Annotated in this window: 9 protein-coding genes and 1 tRNA gene; 1 reads left to right on the top strand and 9 read right to left on the bottom strand. The window is 45.2% G+C overall.

Translation table 11 applies throughout. The features are described 5' to 3' along the window. The 8 genes from B4240_RS02230 to B4240_RS02195 all read right to left on the bottom strand — a co-directional run. Nucleotides 1-172 (bottom strand): transposase (locus B4240_RS02230; protein ID WP_296236620.1); only part of this gene is annotated, 172 nt, incomplete at its 3' end. 215 nt (nucleotides 173-387) lie between these two features. Next, nucleotides 388-464: transfer RNA gene (locus B4240_RS02225), tRNA-Ile, on the bottom strand. A 93-nt stretch (nucleotides 465-557) separates the two neighbouring features. Further along, a complete protein-coding gene (locus tag B4240_RS02220) occupies nucleotides 558-1,364 on the bottom strand; it encodes a pteridine reductase (protein WP_296236617.1) in 807 nt (268 codons plus the stop codon). Between the two features lie 44 nt (nucleotides 1,365-1,408). Then, nucleotides 1,409-2,641: a tRNA nucleotidyltransferase gene (locus tag B4240_RS02215; protein ID WP_296236616.1), complete on the bottom strand. Its 1,233-nt coding sequence runs from the start codon at nucleotides 2,639-2,641 to the stop codon at nucleotides 1,409-1,411. A 160-nt stretch (nucleotides 2,642-2,801) separates the two neighbouring features. After that, nucleotides 2,802-5,123, bottom strand: coding sequence for an NADP-dependent malic enzyme (locus B4240_RS02210; RefSeq protein WP_296236615.1), 2,322 nt, complete (start codon nucleotides 5,121-5,123; stop codon nucleotides 2,802-2,804). A 330-nt stretch (nucleotides 5,124-5,453) separates the two neighbouring features. Next, on the bottom strand, nucleotides 5,454-6,920 hold the full coding sequence (locus B4240_RS02205) for a protein adenylyltransferase SelO (protein WP_296236614.1): 1,467 nt from the start codon (nucleotides 6,918-6,920) through the stop codon (nucleotides 5,454-5,456). Nucleotides 6,921-7,223: 303 nt separating this feature from the next. After that, nucleotides 7,224-8,399: an acyl-CoA desaturase gene (locus B4240_RS02200; RefSeq protein WP_414707075.1), complete on the bottom strand. Its 1,176-nt coding sequence runs from the start codon at nucleotides 8,397-8,399 to the stop codon at nucleotides 7,224-7,226. A gap of 524 nt (nucleotides 8,400-8,923) precedes the next feature. Beyond that, on the bottom strand, nucleotides 8,924-9,652 hold the full coding sequence (locus tag B4240_RS02195; RefSeq protein WP_296236612.1) for a glycerophosphodiester phosphodiesterase: 729 nt from the start codon (nucleotides 9,650-9,652) through the stop codon (nucleotides 8,924-8,926). Between the two features lie 411 nt (nucleotides 9,653-10,063). On the opposite strand from B4240_RS02195, the gene B4240_RS02190 reads away from it, so the two are divergent. Then, nucleotides 10,064-11,017, top strand: coding sequence for a hypothetical protein (locus B4240_RS02190; protein ID WP_296236611.1), 954 nt, complete (start codon nucleotides 10,064-10,066; stop codon nucleotides 11,015-11,017). Nucleotides 11,018-11,178: 161 nt separating this feature from the next. Here the strand turns inward: B4240_RS02190 and B4240_RS02185 are convergent, their stop codons facing one another. Beyond that, nucleotides 11,179-11,778, bottom strand: a complete 600-nt coding sequence (locus B4240_RS02185) for a cob(I)yrinic acid a,c-diamide adenosyltransferase (RefSeq protein ID WP_296236610.1) — start codon at nucleotides 11,776-11,778, stop codon at nucleotides 11,179-11,181. Nucleotides 11,779-11,894: the final 116 nt, after the last annotated feature.

The following is an 11,894-nucleotide window of genomic DNA, read 5'->3' as shown; positions in this document are numbered from 1 at the left end:
TTTTCCACGAACATAACTCTTTAGGTATGTCTCGCCACGGCGCGCCTGTGCGTAGCTTCCACAGTATGGCTTCCATGACCTCTCGACTGTTTTGAGTTTGATAGCAGCCATGCTTTGTCATTGTTGATTGCAATTGTTCCCAAAGCGTATCTGTTAGTGCTGTTCTTGCCATGACTTGTACTTCTCGCATCGTCTCAATAGATGCGGTATTGTAACTATTATTTATGGCTTATCCAATTGAAGACATGCCCTAGTAGTCATCATACTTCAATTACTACAAGGGTCAAAGTATCAAGATAGTATCAAAAAGGTGTCTGCATCAATGTGCTTACATAAAATTTAGTTAATAAAAAACCCCGTAAACAATTTGTTTACGGGGTTTGAATTTGGTGGGCCCAGTAGGACTTGAACCTACGACCAAAGGATTATGAGTCCTCTGCTCTAACCAACTGAGCTATGGGCCCTAACGTTAGACGCACAATGATACCTGATTTTTCTAGATTTTCAAGTAAAAGATAGACACTAAGCAAGATTTTTTCACGCAGCGCGACTTTCTATCAAACAGGACCGCCAGCCAATGTTAGGCTACGGCCTCCATCGACGGTAATTATCTCACCCGTTACATAACTCGCCTGTGCAAGATAAAGCACACTATGCGCAATCTCAGCGGGTTTGCCTATCCGCTGCATAGGGATGGAATCGATGATGCTTTTTTGTTGCTGCGGGTCAAGCGCCTGGTCACTATGCGGCTCAGGTAAGATATTGACGCCAGGAGCGACGCCGTTGACGCGTACAGCTGGCGCCATATCTAGCGCTAGAGACTGCACCATCATCCGATGCGCCGCCTTTGCCATGTTATAAACGGCATAATCCTTAAAAGGTTTATTATGCGCATGGATATCAAGTAGGCTAATAATGCAGCCGCGCTGCGTTCGTAGATAAGGAGATAACGCTTGGCTTAGTAATAAGGGTGCTTTGGCATTGGTCAAAAATAATTCATCCCACTGAGCGTGAGTGATATGACCAAGCGGGCTCGGATAAAAGCGTGAAGCGTTATGTGTTAAGACGTCGAGCTGGCCAAATGCTTGCATGATATTCTGAGTGAAATCATGTAACGCATCGCTTTGGTTAACGACTGCCAAATCTGCAATGATAACGACCGCACTATCAGGACGAGCATTATTTAGCGCATCGGCTAGGGCATGGGCTTCTTGCTCACTACGATGGCAATGGATAATGATGCGGTAGCCTTGCTCATGGGCGGCGCGGACGATAGCAGCGCCAATACGCTTAGCGCCACCGGTCACTAGCATCACGGGAGCGTGCGTGTTAATTGGCTGAGAAGGCTTGGAGGTTTGATTCATAGTTAAACTTTAAAAAGGACATATTTCTGATTTCGAGGACGTTTTTAAACAGCATTTTCAGATGATATAGAAACTTTTGAAGCACTATTTTGCATTTGTAAATGCTCAATTCTACGTTGACGTAATGCTGCGCCAATCGCTGGACCTTTAAGATCTGGGGCAATATTGTCCATGCCGATTGCATGAAAACTATTTAGCGCAAGCATCATTTGGCGGTGTTGTATGGCCAGTTTTAAAACATGACTAGTCACTAAAAGTTGCGAGAGTTTATCAGGTGCTTTATGGGCGCCGCAGGCTTGAATAAGGTCGATTTTCTCAGCGGCACTCAGCTGGTCTATGCTGCTAAGCTTTTGTGCTTGCTGCACAAATAAATTGGCAAACTGAGTATGCACTTTAGGCACTTTTACGCTATTTCCTATCTCGTTAATAGCTTTAGTCGCTGTTTCTGTATTAACCGAATGAATTTCTGTAGAGTTAAAAGTAAATGAATCGGTATTTAAACTTGCCATCAATAAAGCCCAGCGCTGCGATAAGTTTAACTGCATTTGACCGGCAAAATACAATGCCGTTTGTACAATCTCTCGTATTTGACCGTATTGAGCATGGCTCCAAGCATGATGGAGTGGGGCAAAATACTCTGTCAGCGCACCGAGCTCAAACAGCTGCTGCCAATACACCTGCGGTGATATTTGTAGCATGCCACAGCTTGATTCTTGCCAAATGCGCTCACTACTTAAATGCGCAAGCTCGCCTGAGGCCACCAACTCGCGCATTAATTGCAAGGTTTCATCAGCGATACTAAAGCCCAAATCATAATAACGCCCATAAAAGCGCGCGGTTCGCAGTACCCGTAACGGGTCTTCACTAAACGCGCTTGAGACATGTCGTAAGGTTTTACTTTCAATGTCATCCAATCCGCCATAGTAGTCAATTACGTCGCCACTTATCGGCGTATCATCGGTTACGCTTTTAACCTCAATGGCCATCGCATTGATGGTCAAATCACGACGCTGCAAGTCTTCACGCAGCGTTACATCGGGGCTCGCGTGCACGCTAAAGCCTTGATAACCTAAGCCTTGCTTACGCTCAGTACGGGCTAAGGCATATTCTTCATTACTAATAGGATGCAAGAATACCGGAAAATCTGCGCCCACTTGTTGAAAGCCAGCATCCAGCATGTCTGCAACCGTTGCGCCAACGACAACAAAGTCCTTGTCTTTGATAGGACGCCCTAATAATTGGTCACGGACGGCGCCGCCAACGAGATATACTTGCATAAAAGTCTCTTTGTCATTGTCCAGTATTTACTACATTTTTCTACTCAAAAAAAACCAGTCAACGCTCATAAGCATTGACTGGTTTTAGTATAACAGACGGCCTCGATAAATAAATGATAGAGGACTGTTTTAGGATTACGCTTTTAGGTTGTATAAGCGCCTACTGCTGCGCACTTTCTAAGTCTTGAGCCTCAGTGACCGCAAGCGCCGTCATATTTACCACACGGCGCGCCGTCGCTGATGGGGTTAGGATATGAACAGGTTTACTCGCGCCGAGCAAGATAGGACCAATAGACGCACTGCTGGTAGCCGTTTTTAGCAGATTAAAAGCAATATTTGCCGCATCAAGCGTTGGCAAGATAAGCAAGTTTGCTGACCCTTTTAAGTTGCTTGATGGCAAGTCATTGGCACGAATATGCTCATCAAGTGCAGCATCCCCTTGCATTTCACCATCGAAGTCAAAGTCGACATTCATTTCAGTCAGTAGTTGATGCACCTTACGCATTTTCACCGCGCTTTCGCGGTCTGAGGTACCAAAGTTTGAATGCGATACCAGCGCCACACGCGGGGTAATGTTAAAGCGGCGCAATTGATCGGCAGCCAATACTGTCATCTCAGCCAATTGCTCAGCAGTTGGGTCTTCATGGATATAAGTATCAGCAATAAAAATATTACGATCTTGCATAAGAACGGCATTCATCGCATAAAAATCGCTGACGCCTTCTTTTTTACCGATGACACGGCTGACATATTTTAAATGCAAATGGTAGTAGCTGAATGTGCCACAAATCATACCATCGGCATCACCATTTTCAACCAATAGGGCACCGATTAAAGAAGTTTTGCGGCGCACATCGCGGCGCGCAAGCTCAATACTAACGCCATTGCGTTTGTTTTTCTCGTAGTAGCCCTGCCAGTAATCTTTATAACGTGGGTCATCATCTTGATTGACAATCGTGATGTTTTCACCATCTTTTAGGCGTAGCGCTAACTTTTCAATGTTCTTTTCGATAATAGCCGGACGACCAACCAAGATTGGATGTGCTAATTGCTCATCGACGACCACTTGTACCGCTAGCAATACATTGCTGTCTTCGCCTTCGCAGTAAACAATACGCTTAGGATCGGCTTTCGCGCGGGCAAAGATAGGCTTCATGACAAACGCTGAGTTATAAACAAACTCAGACAAGCGTTGACGATAGGCTTTCATATCTGAGATAGGCAGGGTTGCCACACCAGAATCCATCGCCGCTTTAGCAACGGCAGAAGCGATTTCAATGATTAGGTTTGGCTCAAGAGGCCCTGGGATAAGGTAATCACGTCCAAAGCTTGGCGTGCTTTCCACGTTTTTAATGTTGCTCATCGGCGTCGCTTCAACGTGTGCCATAGCCGCGATTGCTTTTACGCAAGCGATTTTCATCTCTTCGTTAACCGCTGTCGCCCCAACGTCAAGCGCACCGCGGAAGATATAAGGGAAGCATAACGCATTGTTTACTTGGTTTGGATAATCCGAGCGACCCGTTGCCATGATAACGTCTGGACGTACCGCATGCGCCAATTCTGGCATGATTTCAGGCGTTGGGTTGGCAAGGGCAAAGACGATAGGGTCTTTTGCCATACGGCGAACCATGTCTTCTGTCAAAGTGCCAGGCATAGATAAGCCTAAGAACATATCGACATCATCCATCACTTCTTCGATGGTGGTCGCGGTGGTGTCACGCGCATAACGCTGCTTGGTTTCATCAAGGTTTTCACGGCTAGTGCTGATGATACCGCGTGAGTCTGATACAAAGATATTGTTTTTATCAACGCCAAGGGCGCAAATGATATCTAAGCAAGAAATGGCCGCTGCGCCCGCGCCCGAACAGACCACTTTAATCTCTTCGATTTTTTTACCAGTGATGAGCAGCGCGTTTAGCATCGCCGCCGCCACAATGATTGAGGTGCCATGCTGGTCATCGTGGAATACCGGAATATTCATGCGCTCACGCAATTCGCGCTCGATTTTAAAACATTCTGGCGCTTTGATGTCTTCTAAATTAATACCGCCAAAGGTAGGCTCAAGAGAGGCAACCGCTTCGATAAATTTGTCTGGATCATTTTGGGCAATTTCAATATCAAAAACGTCGATACCAGCGAACTTTTTAAATAAAACCCCTTTACCTTCCATCACAGGCTTCGATGCCAATGGACCAATATTTCCTAAACCAAGGACCGCAGTACCATTGGTAATCACCCCAACCAAGTTGCTACGGGCGGTATATTTAGCTGCTAACGCTGGCTCTCTTTGAATTTCAAGGCACGGTATCGCAACCCCTGGTGAATAGGCAAGCGCCAGATCACGTTGGTTGGCCAATTGCTTGATCGGCGTAACTGAGATTTTACCTGGGCGTGGAAACTCATGGTAATGTAAGGCAGATTGTTCAAACTGCTCTTTTTCCGTAACAGGGGTATCCGTATTCAAAGTGATATCGTCATTCATAATAATTGCCATGGTTGGAATAATTGGAATAAAGTAAATGGTGATAAAAACCAACGTCTACGCCTCAAAAGCACAAAACATGATATTGAGGGTACATTTATACTAAAACGGTCGTGATCGGCGACTAGACATCAGCGTAAAAATAGCAGTCTTGCAGAAATTGGTATTCTAGCACTATTGGCATTTCACTGCCTAGTCAACTCGGCGCAATCGTGCGAACAATACAATAAAATGATATTCATTATTTCGCTGGTTGATAATGGCAAAAAATGCAGTGAAATATCAACCTTAATTGCATAATGTTTCAAAACATTACACAGTGTCGAGTTATTAAGACGAGCAGCTAATCGGCAGCTGCGGCGCATTGGGAGCGGGCGGTGCAGTATCAAGCTCAGTGGCGATATCTTGGACGCTGTAAGGGGTAGCAAGCAAGTCAAAGACGCGATTTAATTCATCAAACTGCCCTTGCTCAGCCGCTGTGATAACGCGCTGCGCCACGCTATTGCGTAACACGTAAACCGGATTATTGCTGCGCATTTGCTCAATAGTCGTCTCGCGAGCTAACGGCTGTATGTGCGCTAAATAACGCGTTGACCACGCTTGCCAAGTTTGCTGCGCCTCATTATTAAACTCAGCAGTCATTATTGTGAGCAGCTGCTCTTCATAAGGATGCTCATTTGGCGCGACCAAACCCAGTAGCGCGCGGAAACTATTGGTATAGTCGAGTAAGTTGTCTTCTAACAAACTTAACCAGTCAAAAGCAAGCTCCAAACTCTCTTTGCTATGCGGTAATCCCAGCTTGCGGCACAGACCTTGCTGATAATGTTGCATAAAGGTGGCTTCGTAGGGCGCTAGGCAATCAGCTAGCGTGTCGCGCGTCACACCGTCCAAGCGCATAAAGTGCGGTAGCCAAATATTGAGGTTCCAGTGTCCGATAGCAGGCTGGTTTTGATAGGCATAACGGCCAGTATAATCAGAGTGATTGTTAATCCAAGCAGGATTAAAACGCTCCATAAAACCAAACGGCCCAAAGTCTAAAGTGCTGCCAGTTATCGACAAATTATCTGTATTCATAACGCCATGGGCGAAGCCAATCAGCTGCCAATCGGCAATCATGCGCGCGGTACGCTCAACCACCGCTTGTAAAAACGCTAAGACGGGCGTTTCGCTATCACGGCACTCTGAATAGTAAGTATCAATCATATAGTCGGTAAACTCGCCGAGCAAATCGGGCGCAAAGCTCGCAATCCATTCGACATGACCAAGGCGAATATGACTGTCAGCAACGCGCATTAATGCTGCGCCAGCTTCTATGCGTTCGCGGCGAACTTTGGTATCAGAAACCACAAACCCTAAAGCATTAGACGAAGGAATGCCAAGCTGGGTTAGCGCATGACCACACAAATACTCGCGAATGGTACTGCGCAGCACCGCCCGCCCATCGCCCATGCGTGAGTAAGGCGTTAAGCCGATGCCTTTGAGATGCAAATCTTGCAATTTATCGTTATTATCGAGCACTTGCGCCATAAGTAAGCCGCGCCCGTCACCCAATTGTCCTGCCCATTGCCCAAACTGATGACCAGCATACGCCATCGACAGCGGTCGAAACTCGGCTGGCACGTATTGACCGCCTAAGATTTCAACCCAACGCGCCATCAAGTCGTCATCGTCAAGCCAGCCCAACTGCTGGGCAACTTGCGTATTAAAATGACCGGCGCGAGGATTATCAAGTGGCGTCGGCTGCTGCTCATGGTAGAGGCGAGTGTCTAATGTAACGTAAGTATTTTGATAGCGCATAGGTGCCATTCCAATGTTGGTATATAGATTTTTAATACAGAAATTTGCGTATAAAAGTGACTAATGAAAGTCATAAACTTATGAAAGCGAAAGTAATAAACTCACTATAGCATAGCCTTAATAATGCCGCGTTTCACTCTGTCCATCTCTTGTAATTGGCGTATAAATAATAAGCGCGCAAAAATAATAAATACGCAAATAATTAGCGCCCAAATCATTATTAAAAAAAACCCCTATCTTTACAGATAGAGGGTAGGAGAGACATACAATAAGAAAGTTAGATAATTGATTTGCTATGAACGCTTACGCCGCTTTTGGGCTTTGGCCGATAGAGCGAAACGCAGTTTTTAGATTGCTATTATGCGCGAGTATCTTTTGCTCAACTTTGGCATAGTCGTGTTTTAGCAACTCTTCAACTTCATGCAAGCGATCGGCAAACTCTGTCTTTTTCAGCTCAATGGTTTTGGCTTTTAGCGCTTGCCATTCTTCGACCGTTTGCATAAAAGCTTCGTATTCAAACTTGATACGATCTTGGAAGCTCTTCATCGCATGAGAAATATCCAGACCACCTAAGGTTGCATTATCAATTTGCTGCTGGGCTTTTTTAAACTGCATTTGCACTTCTGCATGCTTGATGGTGGTGTCATCAACGGTACGCAATTCGCTCGTTAGGCCAAGTTTAGATAAACCAGCAATCAACCATTTAGTTGGATCGTATTGCCACCATTTTACGCCATTACGATAGTCGTATTGGAAGAAATGGTGATAGTTATGGTAGCCTTCACCCCACGTAAAGATAGCGAGGAAAAAGTTATCACGCGCCGTATTGGTATCGGTATAAGGACGCGTGCCAAACATGTGGCATAGCGAGTTGATAAAGAAGGTAAAGTGGTGGGTCAGTACCAAACGCAGTAGACCTGCCAATACGAGCGTACCCCAAACATCACCAATTAACCAGCCAACTGCCGCAACCATCGCAACGTTGGTAGCGATTACCCATAAACCATAGTATTTATGCTGAATTTGTAGCACTTTATCTCTGGTTAAATCAGGAATGTTTTTATAGTCAAACTTACCACTAGGATAATTGCGTAACATCCAGCCAATATGACTGAACCAAAAACCGCGTTTTGCTGAATAAGGATCTTCCATACGATCATCAACATGACGGTGATGCGTACGGTGGCCTGATACCCAGTCAAAGGCAGAGCCTTGAACGGCAAGGGTTGAGCCAAGTAATAGGAAGTTTTTTACCAAAGGATGCGCTTTATAGGCACGGTGCGACAGTAGGCGATGGTAGCCTGCGGTAATACTGATACCAGTCCACACCATAAAGGCGCCAAATACACCCCAAACTGGCGCACTAACCTCATGGGTTAGTAAGTACCAAGGGGTAATAACCGCAGCAGCAATGGGCGTTGTAATTAGAAAAATCGCTGGAACCAAGTTGATTGGCGACTTTTGAAATTCAAGCTCCAGAGGATCGATACCCTCATAGTTGGCCACTGCATTCGCGTCTTTATAACCGCTAGTCGTAGCAAACTGCGTATTGGCAGCGTCATCAGTTTTGCTTTTGCGATTATCAAGCCACGTCTTAACGCGCAGCGCCTGAGTGCCAGCATGCTGTATAAGCGTATCACCAGACTTTATAGCGAAACGCAAGCCCCTAAGTGGTAAGCCTATTACTTTTTTAGCAATCATGTAATATTCCTAATGATATTAATTTCAGCCTCCATCTTACCCTAAATAAAGTATAAAGTGAACAGTTATACACTAGAAAAATATTGCTAAATAACAATAACTTGTATGAGTTATAGAAGGTATTAATGCAAAAAATCCCTGACTTATCAGCAACTAAGTAAAAGTGTAAGTAAAACGGCAAATATGTAGACCAGCGAAATATTTTAGTGACTATGCAGATAATTAATTAGGTGGCTTTTTAAATAAAATACTAAGCAGTTTTTTTGAAGAATGAGAAAAAGCTGGGTAAGAATTTTACTTACTTAACGCGTGAGGAATTGAGTTGGATAATCGGTGATAATGACGTCGACTTGCCAAGCTATCAGCTGTTTAATTATCTCGCTATCATTGACTGTCCACGCACTTACAGGCAAGTGATAACGATGGCAGTGGGTAATGACCGCTTGATTGAGCAGCGGGTAGTGAATACCCAACTGGACGCAGCCAAGTTGCAAGGCAGTATGCGGCGCCGTGATCAAGGTCTCGAGCGTACGAATCAGTAAACCGCGCGGCAGATGTTGTAAGCTTTTATTGCGTTGCAGCCGTGCATGCAGCTCAACATCAAAACTGGTCAGCGCTATTGGTAGGCGAGCAAGCGGACTGTCAATCAAGTCGCGCGTTAATGCTTTAATCAATTTACTATAATCCGTGCGCTCGTGCGTTTTAATCTCAAGCTCAATATAATTAAAGCCTTCTAGTACGGACGCTATATAGGCTAACGGCGTAATTGCGTGACCGGACTGTAAATGGCGCTGAATTTCGGCAAGACTTAACTGATCAACGCACGATTGCTGAGCGCACAAGCGTTGTAAATTATCGTCGTGAAAAACCACCAAGTGCCCATCCGCACTTAGCTGCACATCAAATTCAACCCCTGCTAAGCCAGCGGTTTGCAGTTTTTGTGCAAGCTTAAAGCCCGCTAAGGTGTTTTCTAGCGCTTCACCGCGCGCGCCGCGATGCCCCAATAAAAGTGTATTGTTTAGATTTATCATTATAAATAACTATTGATCATTTTTACCGTCATCATAGCGTTTCTGCAAAACTGGGTCTAATACAATCTCTACTCACCAAACATTCTCCACCTACAGAATATTTAACCATTAGTAAGGCGAGTCAAGAATTGCACGAGTTAAAAACTACGCCATTATTTACATATGTATTTGTAGCGTTTTTGCAACCAAACCGAGGTTTTGCGCCCAATGTTAGACGTTATTTGTATATCGGTAGGCTACACTGATGACCATTTAAAACAAACACCGTATAATAATGGGGTTTTCAAAACTTGCACGATGACCATTACGAATTAAATACGGATTAAACGTGATGATGTGCGTGTAAAGCTTTGAATGTCAAACACTGTCCGTCGGTGGCGGTACGAATCAAGAAATTGGAGCAAAAAAAAGATGAGCGTAGCAAATAAAAGTTTGAGCAAGTGGTATAAAGTTGCTGGTATAGGTATCGCATGTAGTTTGGTGCTTGCTGGCTGTGACCGCTCAGAAAAAGAAGACCCGACGGAAACTGCAGAGCTGACCGAAGAAATCGCCGCTAATGAAAACGCGGCTGCTACGGCGGTGAGCTGTGATGACCCAATGGTTCAAGACCGCCTCAAATCAGCCTTAAAAAATACGCTCAATCAACAAGCTCAAACGCTAGCGACAAGTTACGCGAACGATGCCGAAATTGGTTTAAGTAGTGGCGTTATCACCGCTAAAACCAATGGTATCGTCATCGATGTGCAAAACGCCGCGGTATTACAAGCTACCAACGACAATGGCATGACCACGTGTCAGGCGAGCGTCAGCATGACCTTGCCAAGTGAGGACTTATATCAAGCCAGCCAGCTGCAAGCGGCTAACAATCAGCCAAGTCTGCAATCGCGTTTGGCCAACGACAATATCCGTATCAATAACAACATGCTCGTTGATGATGCCTTTACTTATGTCGTTGGTACGCAAGGTGGCCAAGTACGTACGCGTATCGCTGGGCAGCCTGCGTTGCTTACCGTGGTGTCAGAAGTGGTAGCAGGCTCAGTCTTTCAGTCGGCGCTAGAAGAGCAAAATGCTAAGCGCGCCGCGCAAGAAGCAGAGCGCCGCCGTGCTGCGCAAAACAATAGCGAAAATCAAACGCGTCAACCAAAACCAGTCACGCCAGTGGCGCCTATACGTCCAGCTGAACCTGCTACGCCGCCCACTATAAATCAAAACGGTCAAAGCAGCAGTCAAGATAGCAGCAATCAAGCCGCCAAAGCACCTAGCACTTCGGCATCAGCACCTGCAACTCCGACCACACCAAAATCAGTGCCGAAAGATGACAGTATCGATATGGTGATTATCGAAGATAAAGACGCAACTTATTAATAGTGCGTCAGTAGTTTGTCTTAAAGCTTAACATTTAAAACTTAGCACTTAATATCAAAAACGCCCGTCGCTGTCAGCAATTGCGGGCGTTTCTTTTATTGGTATCAGTTTTTAGCTGTCAATATTTAGAGAGCAGTAAACAGTAAGCCGTAAATGATAAACTATTTATTATCAGCGAATTTTTGTAATACTTGACTGTCCCAGAGCACTTCAGAAACTTGTTCAGGGTCGGTGCAAAAACGCGCGGCGACAAATAGCCAGTCAGACAAGCGATTGATAAAGCTAATGGCGGTCGGACGGATGGCTTCTGGGCGCTGTTGTTGCAATAACACCGCTTGGCGCTCAGCTCGGCGGCAGACAGTACGTGCCACATGCAATTGACTGACCAGCACGGAGCCGGTCGGCAAGATAAAATCTTTTAGCGCGGGCAGGCTGCTATTCATCCTATCAATTTGCTGCTCCAACCATTCAATGTGAGCGCTATTTACGCCTTCATATTCTGGCATGGCAAGCTCGCCGCCAATGTTAAATAATAAGTGCTGAATAATGACCAATGCTTGCGCAAAATCGGCTTTTTGTTTCGCATCAGTCGTCATTTGTGCCAATTGCGCGCGTACTAAGCCGATGTGTGAGTTGAGCTCATCAACATCACCCATGACGTTAAATAAATTATCCGCTTTACTCACGCGGCTACCATCTGCCATGCCCGTGGTGCCGTCATCTCCGGTACGTGTATATATTTTGCTTAAACGATTGCCCATGTTTGCATCCTTAGCGGTCAGTGTTTTTTATCATTGCAAAGTCTTACTTATGTGCTCATTGTAGTATTTTACGAGCATTTTCGCTAAGATAATGGGTTAAGTTTTCTATTGCTGCT

The organism is Psychrobacter sp. UBA5136, from assembly GCF_002414005.1.
GTDB lineage: Bacteria > Pseudomonadota > Gammaproteobacteria > Pseudomonadales > Moraxellaceae > Psychrobacter.
Note: the sequence above shows the minus strand (reverse complement) of the source record. Positions and strands in the feature narration are given on the sequence as shown.

What these genes read in the sequence shown, in the direction of transcription:
- B4240_RS02190 (WP_296236611.1), top strand. Translation starts at nt 10,064, where the DNA reads ATGAGCGTAGCAAATAAAAGTTTGAGCAAGTGGTATAAAGTTGCTGGT.
- B4240_RS02195 (WP_296236612.1), bottom strand. Translation starts at nt 9,652, where the DNA reads ATGATAAATCTAAACAATACACTTTTATTGGGGCATCGCGGCGCGCGC.
- B4240_RS02185 (WP_296236610.1), bottom strand. Translation starts at nt 11,778, where the DNA reads ATGGGCAATCGTTTAAGCAAAATATATACACGTACCGGAGATGACGGC.
- B4240_RS02210 (WP_296236615.1), bottom strand. Translation starts at nt 5,123, where the DNA reads ATGAATGACGATATCACTTTGAATACGGATACCCCTGTTACGGAAAAA.
- B4240_RS02205 (WP_296236614.1), bottom strand. Translation starts at nt 6,920, where the DNA reads ATGCGCTATCAAAATACTTACGTTACATTAGACACTCGCCTCTACCAT.
- B4240_RS02215 (WP_296236616.1), bottom strand. Translation starts at nt 2,641, where the DNA reads ATGCAAGTATATCTCGTTGGCGGCGCCGTCCGTGACCAATTATTAGGG.
- B4240_RS02220 (WP_296236617.1), bottom strand. Translation starts at nt 1,364, where the DNA reads ATGAATCAAACCTCCAAGCCTTCTCAGCCAATTAACACGCACGCTCCC.